This window comes from Dactylosporangium sp. NPDC049742 (assembly GCF_040674675.1).
GTDB classification, from domain to species: Bacteria; Actinomycetota; Actinomycetes; order Mycobacteriales; family Micromonosporaceae; genus Dactylosporangium; species Dactylosporangium maewongense.
Window position 1 is genome coordinate 65685 of sequence record NZ_JBFANF010000039.1, and the last position, 17515, is coordinate 83199.

The following is a 17515-nucleotide window of genomic DNA, read 5'->3' on the forward strand; positions in this document are numbered from 1 at the left end:
GTTGCTCCTGCCATTCCCGCGGACGCTGGCCGATCGGATGCGTCGGTTGCTCCTGCCATTCCCGCGGACGCTGGCCGATCGGATGCGTCGGTTGCTCCTGCCGTCACTTCCACAGACGCTGGTCAATTTGATCTACAGCACATTGATCAGCGTGTGTCTGGGCGGGGGTCTGATCCTGTCCTGGGTGCCTCCCGTGCAGACGTTGGTCAATTGGACGCGGGTCGCATTGATCAGCGTGTGTCTGGGCGGGGGTCTGATCCTGTCCTGGGTGCCTCTCGCGCAGACGTTGGTCAATTGGACGCGGGTCGCATTGATCAGCGTGTGTCTGGGCGGGGGTCTGATCCTGCTCTGGGTGCCTCCCGTGCAGACGTTGGTCAATTTGATCTACAGCACATTGATCAGCGTGTGTCTGGGCAGGGGTCTGAACCTGTCCTGGGTGCCTCTCGCGCAGACGTTGGTCAATTGGACGCGGGTCACATTGATCGGCGTATGGGTGGGGCGGCGGCCGGGGGTGTTTGGCGGTCGTCGAAGGCTGGTGACGGGCCCTGTGGCGGGTGCGGGGGAGCGGTGGGTGAGGACGGCTACTGCGACGCCTGCGGGGCGCGGCGGACGGTCGGCCTCGACCACGCCGAGGACGAGCTGCCCGGGGTCGCGGCCGTCACGGATCGGGGGTTGCGCAAGGGGCGCAACGAGGACGCGTACGCGATCGGGGTCGCCGGCGGGCGGCGGGCCGTCGTCGTCTGTGACGGGGTCTCCAGCTCGCCCGACTCCGACACCGCGGCGACCGTCGCCGTCGTCGAGGCGATCGGGGTGCTCGTCGGCGGTGGGGACATCGCCGGGGCGTACCGGGCGGCGTCCGGCGCCGTAGCCGAGCTCGCGACGGTGCCTGTCGACGCGCCCGCCTGCACGTTCCTCGCGGCCGTCGTCGAGGACGGGCAGGTGACCGTCGGGTGGGTCGGGGACAGTCGCGCGTACTGGCTCGACGCGGACGGGGGCGCCCGCTGCCTCACGGTCGACGACTCCCTCGCCGGGCAGCTCGCCGCCGCGGGCGTGGACGCCGCGGCGCTGCGGTTGTCGGCGCAGGCGGTGGCGCTCACCCGGTGGCTGGGCGCCGACGCGCCGGCCGGGGACCCGCACCTGGTCACCCTGCGGCCGGAGGCGGGAGGCGTGCTGTTGCTCGCCAGTGACGGGCTCACGCGGTACACCACCTGGAGCGACGACATCGACGGCACGATCGGCGCCAGGGAGCTGGCGCGCACCCTGGCCACCTTCGCGCGCGACGCCGGCGGCGCGGACAACATCACCGTCGCCGCCGTCCCGATCCACTCAGCAGACCGAGGAGAGGCCCGGCCATGACCGACGTCGTAGCGGAAGTCTTCCAGAACGAGTACCTGCCGGTGGGTGCCACGGTCGCCGACGCGGTCGTCACCGTCACGGTCGGCGGCGGTCTGGGGGTGGCTTCCGGTGCCCCCGCCGCCGAGGTGATCATGATCGACTGCTCCGGGTCGATGAGCGGGGAGCGGCTCGTGCAGGCGCGCAAGGCCGCCGCGGTCGCCGTCGACACGCTGCGCGACGGGGTGGCGTTCGCGGTCGTCGCGGGCACGGACTGGGCCCAGATGGTGTACCCGGACCAGCAGGCCCTCGCCGTCGCCGGGCCCGCCACCCGGGCCGCGGCGAAGGGCGCGATCAAGCACCTGAAGGCCGGCGGCGGCACCCAGATCGGCACCTGGCTCACCCTGGCCCGCGAGCTGTTCCTCGCCGACCGCGCCGAGATCCGCCACGCGATCCTGCTCACCGACGGCCGCAACGGCGAGTCGGCCCGCACGTTCGACGCGGCCCTGGAGCAGTGCAAGGGCCTGTTCGTCTGCGACAGCCGCGGCGTCGGGCAGAACTGGAGCGCCGCCGAGCTGATCAAGGTCGCCGACGCGCTGCTCGGCACCGCCGACGGCATGAAGGACCCGGCGGGCCTCGAGGCCGACTTCCGCTCGATGATCGAGGCCGCGATGGGCAAGACCGTCGCCGGCGTCACGCTGCGCGTGTGGACCCCCGCAGGTGCCACGATCCGCTTCGTCAAGCAGGTCCACCCCGAGATCCTCGACCTCACCGCCCGGCGTACCGACGTCAGCGCCCGCGTCGGCGACTACCCGATCGGCGCGTGGGGCGCGGAGAGCCGCGACTACCACCTCTCCGTCGAGCTGGACCCCGGCACGATCGGTGTGCTCGGCGAGGAGAAGCTCGCCGCCCGGGTCAGCGTCGTGCGCGGCGACGAGGTCCTCGCCAAGGGCCTCGTCCGTGCGGTCTGGACCGACGAGGACGAGAAGTCGACCCGCCTCAACCGCCGCGTCGCGCACTACACCGGCGCCGCCGAGCTCGCCGCCGCGATCCAGGAGGGTCTGGCGGCCCGCGAGGCCGGCGACACCGTCACCGCGACCGCCCGCCTCGGCCGCGCCGTCCAGCTGGCCACCGAGTCCGGCCGCTCCGACACCGTGCAGCTGCTCGCCCGGGTCGTCGAGGTCCAGGACGCCGTGACCGGCACGGTGCAGCTGAAGCGCCGGTCCGAGAACAAGGACGTCGACATCGACGCGGAGATCGCGTCGCTCGGGTCCCGCAAGACGACGCGCGTACGCCCGAACTGAAGGAGACCACCGTGGCCGTCTGCCCGAAGGGACACGAGTCGGAGACGACCGACTACTGCGACGAGTGCGGCGCGGCCATGGATCCGCCCCCGTCGCCCCCGTCGCCGGTGGTGGCCTCGCCGCAGCGGCCGGCGGTGTGCCCCGAGTGCGGCACGCCGCTGACCGGCCGCTTCTGCGAGGTCGACGGCTACGACACCCTGGCGGTCCCGTCCGCCGCCCCGCCGCCGGTCGCTGAAGCGGCGCCGCAGGATGAGGCGGAGGCGGCGCTGCCGGAGGTCCCGGAGGCGGAGGCATCGGAGCCGGCCGGCTGGCACGTGGTGGTCTCCGCCGACCGCGCCCACTTCGACCGCGTCCAGGCATGGAACGGCGCCGACCCCACCATCGCGTACCCGCGCTTCTGCCCCGACCGCCGCTTCCCCCTCACCGGCGACCAGGTCCTCATCGGCCGCCGCAGCCGCTCCCGCGGCAGCTACCCCGACATCGACCTCGCCGGCCCGCCCGAGGACGTCGCCGTCTCCCACCTGCACGCCCTGCTCGTCTCCCAGCCCGGCGGCACCTGGGCGGTGGTCGACCTGCGCTCGGCCAACTGCACGTTCGTCAACGGCGCCGACGACCCGATCCAGCCGGAGCAGCCGGTCCCGCTCGCCGACGGCGACCACATCCACGTCGGCTCGTTCACCAGGATCACCCTGCACGCGACCCCGCTGCCGTGATTATTCGGTCGCGGTGGCCGTCCCGGGCGCGGTAGAACCGGCGGATGACCGAACACCGGCTTCCCGGCGGACGCAGCTTCGGCGCCGTCCGCGTCGGCGACGAGGTCCGCCGCCCCGCCCAGCCGTGGACACCGACCGTACAGACGGTGCTGCGGCATCTGGAGGACGCGGGCTTCGCCGGTGCGCCACGCACCCTCGGCCTCGACGACCAGGGCCGCGAACGCCTGACGTTCCTGCCCGGCGAGACCCTGGGCGACCCCCGCCCATGGCCGGCCTGGCTGCGCTCCGACGAGGCCCTCCGCCAGGTGGGCGGGTGGCTCCGGCAGCTGCACACCGTGACGGCGGCGTTCCGGCCGCCCGCGGACGCCGTCTGGTTCACCGGCCGCCCCTGGCAGCCGGACCTCCTGATCGGCCACCTGGACGCGTCGCCGTGGAACGTCGTCTGGTCCGGCGACACCCTGGTGGGGTTCGTCGACTGGGACACCGCCAGCCCCTGCCCGGCCGAGGACGACCTCGCCTTCTCCGCCCTGACCTGGGTCCCCCTGTTCCCGGCGGACCTCACCGAACAGGTCGGTTTCCCCACGCAGCCCGACCGCCGCCACCGCTTCCACCTGCTTCTCGACGCGTACGGGTACCCCGCCGACCGCTCGCCGATCCGCACCGCGATCCTCAACCGCGTCGCCCGCAACGTCGCCGTGATCCGCGAGCTCGCCGCCACCGGAGCCCCGCCCTTCCAGGCGATGCTTCCCTGGGCCGCCGACCTGGAACGCTCCGGCGCCGAGACCGCCGCCCTGCCCGACGACTTCTGGCAGCGCCCGGGCCGCTGACGACCTTCATCCGAAGGGGAGCCGGGCGGCCCGCGACTCCAGGTAGCGCTGCTCGGGCCGGCTGAGCGTGCGTCGCGCCGCCAGCCGGTACTGCTCCCGCGCCCCGGCCCGGTCGCCGGCCAGGTCCAGCAGGTGGGCCCGCACCGCCGCCGTCCGGTGGTGCCGGGCCAGCACGGGATCCCCGGCGACCCGGTCCAGCGCGGCGAGCCCGGCCGCCGGGCCGTCGACCATGGCGAGCGCGACGATCCGGTTCAGCGTGACCATCGGGCTCGGGGCGAGGGTGTGCAGCAGCCCGTACAGGGCGAGGATCTGCGGCCAGTCGGTGTCCTCGGCGCGGGCCGCCTCGTCGTGCACCGCCGCGATCGCGGCCTGCAGCTGGAACGGGCCGATCGGGGCCCGCGCCAGCGTGTGGGTGATGATCGCGACGCCCTCGGCGATCGCGGCCGCGTCCCAGCGGTGCCGGTCCTGCTCGGCGAGCGGGACCAGCGTGCCGTCCGGCCCGGTGCGCGCGGGCCGGCGCGCGTCGGTGAGCAGCATCAACGCGAGCAGCCCGGCCACCTCGCCGTCGTCCGGCAGGCGCCGGTGCAGCTGCCGGGTCAGCCGGACCGCCTCCCGGGTCAGCTCGACCCGGTTCAGGGCGTCGCCGGAGCTGGCGGTGTAGCCCTCGTTGAAGATCAGGTAGAGCACGTGCCGGACCGCGGTGAGGCGCTCGCCGAGCTCGCCCGGCTCGGGCAGCTCGAACCGGGTGCCGGTGTCGCGGATCCGCTGCTTGGCCCGGCTGATCCGCTGGCCGACGGTGGCCTCCGGCAGCAGCAGCGCCCGGGCGATCTCCGCGGTGCTGAGCCCGCCGACCGCCCGCAGGGTGAGCGTGACCTGCGCCGGCACGCTCAGCGCGGGATGGCAGCAGAGCAGCAGCAACGCCAGCTCGTCGTCGCCGCGGACCTGCGGCTCGGGCTCGTGCTGGACCGCCTCCTCGCGGCGCCGGCGGGCCGTCTCGTTGCGCAGCAGCTCCACCCGCCGGCGGCTCGCCACGGTGATCAGCCAGTTCCGCGGATGCTCCGGTACGCCGGTCTCCGGCCACTGCCGGGCGGCCGTGATCAGCGCCTCCTGCACCGCGTCCTCGCAGGACTCGAAGTCGCCGTAGCGGCGCACCACGGCGGCCAGGACCTGCGGCGCGCACTCGCGTAACAGGTCCGGCAGCCCGGTCACAGCTCCCATTCGCTCATGTCGAGGACCGGGCGCACCTCGACCCGGGTGTACGCGGCGTCCGGCGCCTTCGCGGCCCAGGCGACCGCCTCGTCGAGGTCCGCGACGTCGATCAGGTAGAAGCCGGCGAGGTGCTCCTTGACCTCGGCGTACGGGCCGTCGGAGGTGATCGTCCTGCCGTCGCGCACCGAGACCTGGGTGGCGAGGGCCGGGTCGCCCAGCCCCTCGCTGACGACCAGCACGCCGGCCTCGCGCATCTCCTCGGTCAGCCGCAGGTGACCGAGGCCCAGGTCGGTCTGCTGCTGGTCGGTCAGCGTCTCCCAGACCGCGAGGGACTGCGGGTTCGACTGGATCAGGATCATGTACTTCATGGTTTCTCCCCTTCGCTCTCACCGGGATGTCGAAACCGGCCGGCCCGGCTTCGACATCCCGGGAAAGAGAGAAAGGTAGGACCCGTCATGGACGAGATCCGGGAAGTCATCGAGGGCAAGGCCGCACTGCTGCAGACCGGTGACGCCAAGGCCATCCTGTCGCACTACGCGCCCGGCTACGTCGAGTTCAACTTGGCCCCGCCCCTGCGCCAGCCCGGCGACGGCCGCGACCCCGCCGTGGTGGAGGCCTGGATGGCCACCTTCGAGGCGCCGCCGCGCCGCGAGGTCACCCGGTTGGAGATCACCACGGATGGCGACGTGGCGTTCGCGACCAGCCTCGACTGCCTGACCGCCGTGCCCCGCGGCTCGACGGAGAGCTTCAGCCTGTGGTTCCGGGTGACGCTGGGGCTGCGCCGCATCGACGGGCGCTGGCTGGTGACGCACGAGCACGAGTCGGTGCCGTTCGAGATGGACGGCTCGTTCCGCGCCTCGACCGGGCTGACCCCCACCGACTGAGCCGGCGGGGACCCTGGGGAGCTCTGGGGGGGGTCAGGCCAGCTTCGGGAGGACGGCCTCGGCGGTGCGCTGCTCGACCTTGAGGTTGGCGGCGTCGGTGGAGGCGGAGGTGGCGTAGACGTCGACGACCTTGCCGCCGGCGTAGACGTACAGGTGGCCGGCGAGGGAGTAGGCGGCCTCGCCGATGCCGTCGACCTGCTTGGCGTCCTTGTTCTGCACGTCGAACTGGTCGCGGGTCTCGATGTTGACGGTCACGTCGAGCTGGCCGGAGCTGAGCTGCCACTGGCAGTAGCGGGCGCCGGAGGTCGCGCCGCCCTCGTTGGTCATGAGGGTGACCCGCTGGCCGGTGAGCCGGTTGACGTCGGCCTTCGTCAGCAGGGTGCAGATGTCGGGCAGGTTGACGGCGGCAGCCGACTTGGTGGGGGTGGAGGTCGGGGTGGGGACGCTCGACGCGGCGGCGGCCGCGCCGCCGGTGGGGGTCGGGGTGTCGGTGGCCTTGTCGAGGACGCCGCACCCCGTCAGGGTCGCGGCGGTCAGCAGGGCGGTGGCGGCGGTGACGGCAAGGCGGCGCATGACGGCTCCTCAGGGGACGACGCGAAGGAACGACGAGAAGGGGCGGCGCGATCGGTTGCACTTGACCCTGACGGATCAACGATCGCGCCGCCCCCGCAACGGAGCCACCTGGCACTTTTCCGGGACCTTCACGACCTGGCGCGCACCACCGGGTGCTCGGTGAACTCGAAGCCGACCGAGTCGGACGGGGCGATGGTGGCGCCCGTGTCGTCGAATTCCACGGTGTACGAGCGGGTCGCCGGATCCGCGGTGTGGCAGACCCGCAGCTCGAACGTGGTGGGCCCGAGCCAGGCACCCGTGGTGGCGACCGGGTTGACCACGCCGTCCGAGGTGGTCATGGTCGACGAGGTCCAGCGGCCGGGCTCGCACGCGAACCGGTGGACGCCGTGCTCGTCGTGCAGCTCCGCGAGCCAGCCGTTCGCCGCTCGTACCACGGCGAAACCGACAATCCGGGAAGGCTGGTCGATCTCCGGACGATGGTGACGGCGGGGCGGTGCGGGTGGGTCGGCGGTGTGGAAGCGGCCCGGAAGGTCCGCGCGCGGCTCGGCGGTGCCGGTGAGCGCGGGCTGCGCCAGGGGCGGCACGTCCGCGGCGGGCGCCTCCATCAGGTGCGCGAAGACGGCGTCGAGCACGGCCTGCATGTCGGTGGTGCCGGAGGTGACCGCGACGACCGTGTCCAGCCCCGGCGAGACCACGATGAACTGCCCGAACGCGCCGTCGCCCCGGTACGCGCCGTGCCGGCACCGCCAGAACTGGAAACCGTAACCCTGCTGCCAGTCGAGGGACTCCTGCGAGCCGGTCGGGTCCACGTTGGGGACCTGCTCGGCGGTGGCCGCGTCGATCCACTCGGCCGGCACCAGCTGGCGGTCCTGCCAGCGGCCGCGCTGCAGGCACAGCTGCCCGAACGCCGCCAGGTCGCGGGTGCGCAGCGTCAGCCCCCAGCCGCCGGTGACGATCCCGCGCGGGCAGGTCTCCCAGGTGGCGGGCCCGAAGCCGAGCGGCTCGAAGAGCCGCGGGCGCAGGTAGTCCAGCACGGTCTCGCCGGTGCGCCGCTGCACGATGGCCGACAGCGCATAGGTGGCGCCGCTGTTGTAGACGAACCGGGTGCCGGGCTCGTGCACGACCGGGTGGCTCAGGAACCCGCGGACCCAGTCGTCGTCGGGGTCCGCGGCCATCGAGTCACCCGACTCGCTGTCGTGCCCGGTGGTCATCGTGAGCAGGTGCCGCACCCGCATGCCGCGCAGGTCCCTGCCCGGGAGGTGGTCCTCGACCAGGTCGTCGACGGACAGCAGCCCGTCGGCGACGGCCAGGCCGACGGCCGTCGACGTGAAGCTCTTGCTCAGCGAGTAGAGCGTCTGCGGCTGGTCGAGCTCATACGGGTGCCACGCGCCCTCCGCGACGGTCCGGCCACCGCGCAGCAGCACGAAGCTGTGCACGCCGAGCCGCTCCGCCGCGCCGAGGAACCCTTCGATGGATGCGGTCATCATGAGAGCCTACGATGATCACGATGCCGGCTCTACGACGCGTGACCGTGACCCGCGCCGACGTGACCCTGTCCGCCCTCGCCGGCGGTGACGGTCCGCCGGTGGTCCTGTTGCACGGCCTGGCCGGCAGCGCCGCCGAGCTGGAGCCGACCGCGCTCGGGCTCCTCGACTCGTACACGGTGATCGTCCCGGACCAGCGCGGCCACGGGCACTCGACCCGCCACCCCGCCGACGTGTCCCGCCGCGCCTACGTCGAGGACGTGCTCGCGGTCCTCGACGCCTTCGCTCGAGGCCCGGCCGTGCTGGCCGGCCAGTCGATGGGCGCGCACACCGCGATGCTCGTCGCGGCGTGGCACCCCGACCGGGTCCGCGGCCTGCTGATGCTGGAGGGCGGCGTCGGCGGCGACGACGGCGACTACCCGAGCAGCCTGGAGGCGTGGTTCGCGTCGTGGCCGGTGCCGTTCCCGACCAGACAGGCCGCGGTCGAGTTCCTCGGCGGCCGCTCCCTCGCCGCCGCCTGGGCCGCCGACCTGGAGGAACGCGACGGCGCCTTCTGGCCCCGCTTCGACGGCGCGGTGATGACCGCGGCGATCAGGGGCGTCGCCGGCGAGGCCCGCTGGGACGACTGGGCCGCCGTCACCGCCCCGACCCTGCTGGTCCGCGGCGCGGCCGGCACCGGCCCCGAGGGCGAGGTGGAGCGGATGCTGGCCCTGCGCCCCGGCGTCGACCACGTCGTCGTCCCCGACGCCGGCCACGACGTCCACCTCGACCAGCCCGGCGCCTGGCTCACCCTGCTGCGCTCGTTTCTGCGGCGGCTCGCCTGACCGCGCGCCGGTGGACCAGCTCCTCGACGGCGGAGGGCAGGGTGGTCTCGAAGTCGATGAGCTTCGCCCAGGTCGGGGTGACGACGATGCGGACCATGCCGTCGTAGAGGGAGCGGACCTCGGCCTCCCACTCGACGCGCTGCTCGGGCGTCATCGCATAGCTGCCGTTCATCTGCAGGTACTCGTCCGGGATGCCGTCGACGACGTCCAGCTCGGCCCGCCCGCGGACGAGCAGGATCTTCGGCGGGTGGACCTCGGTGTCGACGGTCAGGGCGACCATCGGGTTGGCGCGCAGCGCGTGGAGCTTCGGGGCGTTCGTCGACGTGCACATGACGATCTCCGAGCCGTTCCAGGTGAACGCGATCGGGATGCTGCGCGGCGTGCCGTCCTTGGCGATGTAGGCCAGGCGGCACAGGTCGCGGGACAGCAGCTCCTGGCTGATCGGCCGGTTCAGGATCTCGGTGATCTCGGTGGGTCGCATGGTGGTCGCTCCTTGGTCAGCGTCGTCGGTCGCTCTGGGACGGAGCCGGCCGGGCGTTCTCGACATCCGGAGCACACGAATTTCTGAACTAGGGTGGCGCGGTGCGGCAGTGGCGGTACAGCAGCATCGGGGACATCGAGGTCGCCCGCACGATCGGGGCCGGGCCGCTGCTGATCGGGGCGCACTTCCACGACGCCGTGCAGGTCACGGTGGTCACGTCGGGGCGGCGGGCGTTCGGCGGTCCCGCCGGGCCCGTTGAGGCGGAGGCGGGGCACGCGATCGTCGTCCCGGCGTTCCTGGCGCACGCCGCGGCGCCGATGGCGGCGGGTGACGACAGCGTCAACGTGTACCTGCCGGCCGGCGTGTTCGAGGGCGCCGCGCCGGTGGTCGTGCCGGTGCCGGCCGGCGTCGAGCGGCTGCCGCCACCGGCGATGGCGGCGGCGCTGCGCGCGGTGCTGGCAGCGGTGTTGGCAGTGGCGCCGGTCCCGGGCCGCAGAGCCCGGCCGACGGCGCTCGCGGCGGCCGTCATGGGCACGGACGCCGACCTGCGGACGCTCGCCGCACGGTTCACGCTGTCCCGGGAGGCCGTGATCCGCCGGTTCGCCCGCGAGACCGGGATGACGCCGCACGCGTTCCGCGTGGTCGCCCGGCTGAACGTCGCGCGGCGGCTGCTCCGGGCGGGAATGGCGCCGGCCGAGGCGGCGGCCCGGTCCGGGTTCGCCGACCAGAGCCACCTGGGCCGGCAGTTCCGGGCCGTGTTCGGCACGACGCCGGGGCGGTACCGCACTTTCGTTCCAGACAGGTGGTGACGAAGCGGCCAGGATCGGCGGCGTGGAGCTGATCGTGCTGCTGGGGGCGGGACTGCTGGGTGGCGTCGTCAACGCGCTGGCCGGCGGGGCGACGCTGCTGACCTTCCCGGCGCTCATGGCGGCCGGCCTGCCACCGGTCGTGGCGAACGCGTCCAACGCCGTGGCGCTCTCGCCCAGTCACCTCGCCGCCGCCGTCGCCGACCGGGACAGCCGCCCCGCCGCCGACCGCCGGCTCCGGGGTGAGGTCGCCGTCGCGGTCGCCGGTGGTGCGGCCGGGTCGCTGCTGCTGCTGGTCCTGCCGGCCCGGCAGTTCCAGGCGGCGGTGCCCGTCCTCGTCGCCGCCGGCACCGTCCTGTTCGCCGCCGCGCCCCGCCTGCGCCTCCGCGGGGAGGCGGGCCGCCTGTCGTTGTGGGTCGCGTGCGTGTACGGCGGCTTCTTCGGCGCGGGCCTCGGGGTCATCCTCAGCGCGCTGCTCACGATGGGCGCCGGCACCGACGCCCGGCGGGTCAACGCCCGCAAGAACGTCCTCGCCTCGGCGGCCGGCCTCACGGCGGTGGTGGTCTTCGCCGGTACGGGCATCGTCGCGTGGCCGGAGACCACGGCGATGCTGGCCGGCGCGCTGGCGGGCGGATGGCTCGGCGGGCGCGCCGCCGGTGTCATGCGGGCCGGCGCGGTCCGGGCGGCCGTGATCGCCTGCGGGTCCGTGCTGACGGTCGTCTACGCGCTGCGGTTCTGGTGAACGGAACTCAGCCGATGCGGATGACGATGACCTCGTCGTCGGCGACGTCGGCGACGCAGTCGTGGAGCAGGACGATGACGTCACGCCCGGCGGCGCCCGCGTCGGCGGGGTCGATGTCGATGCGGTCCTCGGCGAACCGGTCGCGGAACTCCGCGTCGCCGAAGGTGTCGGGGTCGAGTCTCGGCAGGAAGGAGCGGTGCCCCGGGGTCAGCAGGACGGTGAACTTGTCGTCGTCCTCCGGCACGTCGTCGAGCAGCTGGTCGTAGTCGGACGTGTGCAGGGTGATGCCGCGGTCGCCGAGCAGCTCCAGCACCGGCAGGATCACGTAGGCCGACCAGTCGAAGGACACGCGCAGCGGCGTGCCGAGCTTCTCCAGCACGGCCGCGGGATCGCGGGTGAACTCAGGGACCGAAGCTGCCTTGAGGGAGTTGAAGGTGGCCACTGCCGACATGGCGCTGACCGTACCGCAGGCCCGGATCGACCCATTGCGGGGGCGGCGTGGACGCCAGGATCCGGCGGTGCAGCAGGACCGCGCCGACCAGCACAGCGGGCGCCGTGAGCAGGTACAGCACGGCGCCGGGCGCGGCGAAGATCTCGGGGATCGGCACGATGACGAGGAACCGCAGCGACAGCACGGGCAGGATCAGCGCGATCACGCTCATCATGCCGAAGCCGGTGACGTACGAGCGGTGCCGCCACGCGAACCGCAGGTGCTGCTTCGCGCCGTGGACGCCGTGGTGGTGCAGCGACACGGCGAGCACCAGGACCCCGACGAGGAAGCCGTTGAAGAAGAGCCCGACCCCGAACGCGACGGCGATGTTGAAGCCGGGCAGCAGCAGCAACGGCAGGAAGACCAGCCAGCCGACGTGCAGGACCAGCGTCACGACGGCGGTCTGGCGCAGGCAGACCAGCGACGCCCGCCACCAGGACGGCGGGGTGACGCCGCCGCCGGTCAGAGCGACCACGCTCCGGGTCATGAACGGCAGGAAGAACGCGCCGAAGAACATCGTCACCGGCACCGTCAGCGCCGTGATGAGCAGGTGGAACGCGGTCTCGGCCACCCACCGCATGACCCAGCCGAGGGCCCAGCGCAGCGCCGACGGCCAGCTCGCGACGAACCCGAGCAGCCAGTCGACGGCGGCGTTGATCACCATCGAGACGCCCTTCTCGACGCCGAGGAGGCAGACCGCGGTCAGCGCGACCGGCAGCAGCGCCCACAGCCACAGCCGGGGGCTGCGGACGAAGAGCGCGAGCCCGCGCCAGAAGAAGCCGATGCCGATGAAGAACCGGCCGACGCTGCTCGCGGCCCGCTTGGCGCCGGCGACGGTGTGCCGGGTCGCGGTCCCGGCGGCGCCGGCGACCCGGACGGCGGCCGCCTGCGCCGCGGCCTGCGCGACCTGCGCCGCCTGGGCGGCGACCTGAGCGGCCTGCCCGGCCTGCGCCGCGGCCTGGGCGAGCCGGTCGCCCCGGACCCCGCTGGGCGATTCCAGATCCGACGAAGCGTCCGACGAAGGGCCCGGCGAAGGGCCCGGCGAAGGGCCCGGCGAAGGGCCCGGCGAAGGGCTGGGCACGAAGGGCGCCGCGTACGGCGCGGCCGGCGGGCGCAGCTGTTCGTCCAAGACGTGCCTCTTCGCTGTCGGCGGGGGAGCGACAAGACGCAGAGCGTAGCGGCTCGCCGGGCCGGCCCGCAGGGTACCTCGTTCGTGTGTACCGCTGAACAGCCATGACTTCGTAAGGTCATCGGGTGGTGACGGACGGCGCGGCGGGGCTCGGCATCGACTTCGGCACCTCCACCACCGTCGCCATGCTCGCCGGCGCCGACGGGGTCGCCCGGCCGCTGCTGTTCGACGCGAGCCCGCTGCTGTCCTCGGCCGTGTTCGCCGTTCCCGGCGGCGACCTGCTGACCGGCGCGGACGCGGAGCGGGCGGCGGTCGCGTTCCCCGCCGCGTACGAGCCCAACCCGAAGCGCCGCGTCGACGAGCGGACGGTGCTGCTCGGCGAGCGGGAGGTGACCGTCGTCGACCTGGTCGCCGCGGTCCTGCGCCGGGTCGCCGTGGAGGCCGAACGGTCCACCGGCGTGCGGCCGCCGACCGTGGTGCTGACCCACCCGGCGACCTGGGGACCGACCCGCCTCGCCGTCCTCGCCGAGAGCGCGGAGCGGGCCGGGCTCGGCGCCGTCCGGTTCGTGCCGGAGCCGGTGGCGGCCGCCGCGTACCTCACCGGCACCCTGCGGCAGGAGCTCCCGCCCGGACAGTGCCTGGTCGTCTACGACCTGGGCGCCGGCACGTTCGACGTCAGCGCGGTCCGGGCGACCGGCGGTGGCTTCGAGGTCGTCACGTCGGCCGGGATCGCCGACGTCGGCGGCCTCGACCTCGACGCGGCCGTCGTCGGCCTGGCCCGGGAGACCGCGGGGCCCGCGGTGTGGCAGCGGCTGGACCGGCCGCAGACCCAGCCGGACCAGGAGGCCCGCCACCAGCTGTGGCACGGCGCGCGGGCGGTCAAGGAGCAGCTGTCCCGGCACGCGACCGGTGACCTGCGGATCCCGGTCGCGGCCGCGACGATCCACGTGACCAGGGAGGAGTTCGAGGCGCTCGCGCTGCCGTACCTGCGGCGGACCGTCGAGGTGACGCTGCGGACCCTTCGTACGGCCGGCATCGACACCGGCGAGGTCGCCGGGCTGTTCCTCGTCGGCGGCGGCTCGCGGGTGCCGCTCGCGGCGACGCTGCTGCACCGGGCGACCCGCATCGCGCCGAGTGTCCTGGACCATCCGGAGCTCGTGGTCGCCGCCGGCAGCCTGCACGCGCGGCCGCCCGGCGACCCGCGCACGGACCTGCCTGCGGACCCGCACATTCCCGGCCAGCGGCAGCCGAGCGTGCCGTTCGACGCGCCGTTCGACGTGCCCTTTGACGTGCCCTTTGACGTGCTCTTTGACGTGCCGCCGACGGCGCCGTTCGACGCGCTGCCGCCGGGGCTCGTGCTGCCGGAGCCGGCGACCGCCGGGCTGCCGGAGCCGCGGCTGCCGCTCGACGGGGTGGTGTTCGAGCCGCTGCCGCTGACGGAGCCGGCCTGGGAGGGCGAGCCGGTGATCGACCCCGTCGGCCCGGCGGTCCGGCCGGCGCGCACGGTGGCGGACTGGGTGCGCCGCGGCGGCGTGTGGGCGGCCCTCGCCGCCCTCGCCGCGGGGGTCGCCGCGGTCGCCGCCTGGTGGCCCGGCCCGAGCCCGTCGCGGCAGGAGCAGCCCGCCGGCGCCGCCCCCACCAGCGGCCTCACCTCCGACGCCACCCCCGCCACCGGGCTCGGCGCCGCCACCGAGCTGCCCGGCCACGGCGGCGCGATCCTCGCTCTCGCGTTCGCGCCCGACAGCGCCACCCTGCTGTCCGGCGGTGGCGACTCGGCCGTCCGGCTCTGGGACGTCGCCGGCCACGCCGAGCGCGGCGGCCCGCTCACCGGCCACACCAACCCCGTCCGCGCGGTGCGGTTCAGCCCTGACGGGACCACGTTCGCGTCCGGCGGCTACGAGTCCGGCCGCACGTGGCGTACCGACGCGGCAACCGCGACCGGAGCGACGACCGCGGTCCCGGCGACCACCGGTGCCGAGCGCCCGACCGCGGGGATCGCCGACATCGCCTTCCAGAGCGGCGGCACCCCGGTCGCGGTCGGCTTCGCCGGCGGGAGCTACCGCCTGTGGGACCTCGCCGCGGGCACCGAGCTCGGCCCGCTCGACCAGCAGCCGGACCCCGCCGCCGGCACGACCGCCGACGCCGTGCTCGACCCCGGTGGCCGGTGGGCCGCGTTCGCGCACGACCGCACCGTCGAGGTCCACGCCGTCGCCGGCCGCCACCGCCTGGCGGCGCTGACCACCAGCCCCGCGACCCGCCTCGCGTTCAGCCCCGACGGCCGGGTCCTGGCGGTCGCCGCGTTCACCGGTGGCGCGGCCGTCGTCGAGCTGTGGGACCCGGCCGCGGGCACGCTCACCGCCACCGCCGGCGACCTCGGCCACACCGCGCGGATCACGTCGCTCCTGTACGACCAGCGCGCCGCTCTCATCGCCTCCGGCGACGCCACCGGCCGGGTCGTCCTGCTCGACGCCCGCACCCGCCGGCGGATCGCCACCACCGGCCCGACCGGCGCCCCGATCCAGGCGCTCGCCTTCAGCTCCGACGGCGCCTGGCTCGCCACCGGCGACAGCCGAGGCATGATCCGCCTGCACCCGATCCGCCGCTGAGGAGCCCCCTGGCCCGCTTTCGGCGGGGCAGGCGGGTCATGGGCCTGCGGCCGTTTGTCGCGCCTCGCCGCGCGGCTACGCTGCCCAGGTGCTGCCGGTGCTGTTCCTCGACGTCGACGGTCCGTTGATCCCGTTCGGTGCGGTCGCTGCGCGCTCCGCCCCGGCGACCGGCGGCGGCAATCCGCTGCTGTCCCGCCTCGATCCCGCCCACGGCACCTGGCTCGCGGCGCTGCCGTGCGAGCTGGTCTGGGCGACCACGTGGATGGAAGACGCCAACGAGGTCGTCGCGCCGCGGCTCGGCCTGCCCCGGCTGCCGGTCGTGGACTTCCCCGACGAGGACCCGCCGGGCCGGGTGCACTGGAAGACGCCCGGGCTCGTGGCCTTCGCGGCCGGCCGGCCGTTCGCCTGGCTCGACGACGAGATCGGCGCCGCCGACCGGGACTGGGTCGCCGCCCACCACCCCGCCCCGGCCCTGCTGCACGCCGTCGACGCCCGGCACGGCCTCACCCGCGCCGACGTCGATGCCGTGGCGGCGTGGCTCGGGCGTCTCAGCCCGTGAACCGCTCCACGTCGCCCTCCGCCACGGCGGCGTCGAAGGCCTTGGCGTCGACCGACCCGCCGTCGTTGGTGTCGTAGTCCACCGCGATCCGCCAGCGCAGGTCGACCTTCCGGGACAGCGTGTGGAACCGCGCGTACAGCACCATCCGATCGCCGCCGATCGGCTGCAGCACGATCCTGAACACGCCGCGCTCGCCGGCCAGGTCGGCGCTCACGAGCCGCTCGGTGAACCGGAACGTGATCTCGACGAGGTCGCCGCGCGCCGCCAGCCCGGCGAACCAGGGCCTGACCTGCGCCGCGTACCGCTCCAGCCCGAAGATCGTGTGGTTGGTGGCGCTGGCGCGGATCAGGTCGGGCGCGTGCAGGGCGAGGAACGCCTCGGCGTCCCGGGCGGCGTACGCGGCCCGCAGCGGCTGCCACACGTCGCCGTTGAGCTCGCGGAGCAGATCCGCCCGGTCGGTCGCCATTCCCGCACGCTACCGGGTTTTCTGTCGTACCTGGGCGGCATGATGGGGGTATGACGGAGTCGGTGTGGGACTATCCAAGGCCTCCCCGGGTCGAGCGGACGGCGCGGCACATCGTCGTCCGGCACGCGGGGCAGGTCGTCGCGGACACGCGTGCGGCGCTGCGGGTGCTCGAGACGTCGCATCCTCCGGTGTACTACGTGCCGCCCGCCGACGTGGCGGTGCCCCTCCAGCCGACGCGGCACCAGACGTTCTGCGAGTTCAAGGGCGTCGCCACCTACTGGGACGTCGCGGGGGTGGCCGGCGGCGCGTGGTCGTATGAGGAGCCGTCGAGCGGCTACGAGGCACTGCGGGGCATGCTCGCGTTCTACCCGTCCAGGTTCGACGAGTGCACCGTCGACGGCGAGCGGGTCACCCCCCAGCCGGGCGACTTCTACGGCGGCTGGCTCACCAGCGACATCACCGGCCCGATCAAGGGAGGCCCCGGCACGCTCGGCTGGTAGGAGCGCGGTCGAGGCCCCTGGACGTGACCTCGGGTGGCCGGTGGAGGCAGTTCTCGCGGTGCCCCTTGGGACAGCCGCGGCGTCCGGTGGGGCAGTTGCGTACGCGGCGGTCCAACAGATGCTCGCCGATGGCGAGTCGATCTCGGAGATCCGCCGCGCCCTGCGGCTGGACCGCAAGACCGTGCAACGCTTCGCCCGCGCGGAGAGCCTCGATGAGCTGCTGGCCAAGGCCCGCAACCGCGGCAGCCTGTTCGATCGGTTCAAGCCATGTCTGAACGAGCGGCTCGACGCCGGGCACACCGACGCTGCCCGCCTCAGCGAAGAGATCACTGCCATGGGCTATCGCGGCAGTGACAAGACCGTACGCCGGTACCTGCACCCGTTCCGGGCCACCCGCCCTGCACAGCTCTTGAGCATCTTCTCGCGGTAGCCCGCCTCGAGTGAACCCACTCGATCAACCTAACCTTCTGAGGCGACACAGCACGCGCTGTAACCGCATCCGGAATCTGCGCCAGAACCTTTCGCGGTGTCCGGTGGGGGACTGTTCCGCCGCGTCAGGTGGGGGACAGTCCGGCGACCGCCGGGT

20 protein-coding genes are annotated in these 17515 nt (G+C 74.0%); 12 read left to right on the forward strand and 8 right to left on the reverse strand.

From position 1 onward, the window contains the following. Nucleotides 1-567: 567 nt before the first annotated feature. Genes AB0J72_RS37055 through AB0J72_RS37070 form a run of 4 tightly spaced genes read left to right on the forward strand, consistent with a single transcriptional unit; the run spans nt 568 to nt 4176 of the window. Nucleotides 568-1356: a protein phosphatase 2C domain-containing protein gene (locus AB0J72_RS37055; protein ID WP_363407378.1), complete on the forward strand. Its 789-nt coding sequence runs from the start codon at nt 568-570 to the stop codon at nt 1354-1356. Next, nucleotides 1353-2636, forward strand: a complete 1284-nt coding sequence (locus AB0J72_RS37060; protein WP_363407381.1) for a VWA domain-containing protein — start codon at nt 1353-1355, stop codon at nt 2634-2636. The genes AB0J72_RS37055 and AB0J72_RS37060 overlap by 4 nt, the downstream gene beginning before the upstream one ends. An 11-nt stretch (nt 2637-2647) precedes the next feature. Beyond that, nucleotides 2648-3349 carry an FHA domain-containing protein gene (locus AB0J72_RS37065; RefSeq protein ID WP_363407384.1) on the forward strand — a complete coding sequence of 234 codons (702 nt, stop codon included), beginning with the start codon at nt 2648-2650 and terminating at the stop codon, nt 3347-3349. Nucleotides 3350-3393: 44 nt separating this feature from the next. After that, complete coding sequence (locus AB0J72_RS37070; protein WP_363407387.1) at nt 3394-4176, forward strand: phosphotransferase; 783 nt, start codon at nt 3394-3396, stop codon at nt 4174-4176. Nucleotides 4177-4182: 6 nt separating this feature from the next. Here the strand turns inward: AB0J72_RS37070 and AB0J72_RS37075 are convergent, their stop codons facing one another. Further along, on the reverse strand, nt 4183-5394 hold the full coding sequence (locus AB0J72_RS37075; RefSeq protein WP_363407390.1) for a sigma-70 family RNA polymerase sigma factor: 1212 nt from the start codon (nt 5392-5394) through the stop codon (nt 4183-4185). Continuing rightward, entirely contained in the window at nt 5382-5753 is a 372-nt protein-coding gene (locus AB0J72_RS37080; RefSeq protein ID WP_363407392.1) for a YciI family protein, read from the reverse strand. Before AB0J72_RS37080 ends, AB0J72_RS37075 begins: the two co-directional genes overlap by 13 nt. Nucleotides 5754-5840: 87 nt before the next feature. On the opposite strand from AB0J72_RS37080, the gene AB0J72_RS37085 reads away from it, so the two are divergent. Further along, nucleotides 5841-6269 (forward strand): nuclear transport factor 2 family protein, encoded by a 429-nt coding sequence (locus tag AB0J72_RS37085; protein ID WP_363407395.1) that lies wholly within the window; start codon nt 5841-5843, stop codon nt 6267-6269. A gap of 33 nt (nt 6270-6302) precedes the next feature. On the opposite strand, the gene AB0J72_RS37090 is transcribed toward AB0J72_RS37085, so the two are convergent. Further along, nucleotides 6303-6842, reverse strand: a complete 540-nt coding sequence (locus AB0J72_RS37090; protein WP_363407398.1) for a DUF3558 family protein — start codon at nt 6840-6842, stop codon at nt 6303-6305. Nucleotides 6843-6970: 128 nt separating this feature from the next. After that, nucleotides 6971-8326, reverse strand: coding sequence for a serine hydrolase (locus AB0J72_RS37095; RefSeq protein WP_363407401.1), 1356 nt, complete (start codon nt 8324-8326; stop codon nt 6971-6973). Between the two features lie 23 nt (nt 8327-8349). Between AB0J72_RS37095 and AB0J72_RS37100 the strand changes: the two genes are divergently transcribed. Next, entirely contained in the window at nt 8350-9150 is an 801-nt protein-coding gene (locus AB0J72_RS37100; protein ID WP_363407404.1) for an alpha/beta hydrolase, read from the forward strand. Here the strand turns inward: AB0J72_RS37100 and AB0J72_RS37105 are convergent. Beyond that, complete coding sequence (locus AB0J72_RS37105; RefSeq protein ID WP_363407407.1) at nt 9113-9631, reverse strand: pyridoxamine 5'-phosphate oxidase family protein; 519 nt, start codon at nt 9629-9631, stop codon at nt 9113-9115. The genes AB0J72_RS37100 and AB0J72_RS37105 overlap by 38 nt on opposite strands. A gap of 101 nt (nt 9632-9732) precedes the next feature. Between AB0J72_RS37105 and AB0J72_RS37110 the strand changes: the two genes are divergently transcribed. Together AB0J72_RS37110 and AB0J72_RS37115 are read left to right on the forward strand one after the other, a co-directional pair. Then, nucleotides 9733-10440, forward strand: a complete 708-nt coding sequence (locus AB0J72_RS37110) for an AraC family transcriptional regulator (RefSeq protein ID WP_363407410.1) — start codon at nt 9733-9735, stop codon at nt 10438-10440. Nucleotides 10441-10462: 22 nt separating this feature from the next. Further along, entirely contained in the window at nt 10463-11179 is a 717-nt protein-coding gene (locus AB0J72_RS37115) for a sulfite exporter TauE/SafE family protein (protein ID WP_363407413.1), read from the forward strand. A gap of 7 nt (nt 11180-11186) precedes the next feature. Here AB0J72_RS37115 and AB0J72_RS37120 read toward each other — a convergent pair whose 3' ends face one another. Continuing rightward, nucleotides 11187-11630 carry a hypothetical protein gene (locus AB0J72_RS37120; protein WP_363407416.1) on the reverse strand — a complete coding sequence of 148 codons (444 nt, stop codon included), beginning with the start codon at nt 11628-11630 and terminating at the stop codon, nt 11187-11189. Continuing rightward, entirely contained in the window at nt 11581-12798 is a 1218-nt protein-coding gene (locus tag AB0J72_RS37125; protein WP_363407419.1) for an EI24 domain-containing protein, read from the reverse strand. The genes AB0J72_RS37120 and AB0J72_RS37125 overlap by 50 nt, the downstream gene beginning before the upstream one ends. Nucleotides 12799-12923: 125 nt before the next feature. On the opposite strand from AB0J72_RS37125, the gene AB0J72_RS37130 reads away from it, so the two are divergent. Next, nucleotides 12924-15404 carry an Hsp70 family protein gene (locus AB0J72_RS37130; protein ID WP_363407422.1) on the forward strand — a complete coding sequence of 827 codons (2481 nt, stop codon included), beginning with the start codon at nt 12924-12926 and terminating at the stop codon, nt 15402-15404. A gap of 97 nt (nt 15405-15501) precedes the next feature. After that, the gene (locus tag AB0J72_RS37135) at nt 15502-15963 is read left to right on the forward strand and encodes an HAD domain-containing protein (protein WP_363407526.1); all 462 of its coding nucleotides are present in this window, start codon (nt 15502-15504) and stop codon (nt 15961-15963) included. Here the strand turns inward: AB0J72_RS37135 and AB0J72_RS37140 are convergent. Further along, the gene (locus tag AB0J72_RS37140; RefSeq protein WP_363407425.1) at nt 15953-16429 is read right to left on the reverse strand and encodes a DUF4440 domain-containing protein; all 477 of its coding nucleotides are present in this window, start codon (nt 16427-16429) and stop codon (nt 15953-15955) included. The genes AB0J72_RS37135 and AB0J72_RS37140 overlap by 11 nt on opposite strands. A 50-nt stretch (nt 16430-16479) precedes the next feature. On the opposite strand from AB0J72_RS37140, the gene AB0J72_RS37145 reads away from it, so the two are divergent. Together AB0J72_RS37145 and AB0J72_RS37150 are read left to right on the forward strand one after the other, a co-directional pair. Then, nucleotides 16480-16929 (forward strand): DUF427 domain-containing protein, encoded by a 450-nt coding sequence (locus AB0J72_RS37145; protein ID WP_363407428.1) that lies wholly within the window; start codon nt 16480-16482, stop codon nt 16927-16929. 118 nt (nt 16930-17047) lie between these two features. Further along, complete coding sequence (locus tag AB0J72_RS37150; RefSeq protein ID WP_363407431.1) at nt 17048-17359, forward strand: hypothetical protein; 312 nt, start codon at nt 17048-17050, stop codon at nt 17357-17359. Nucleotides 17360-17515: the final 156 nt, after the last annotated feature.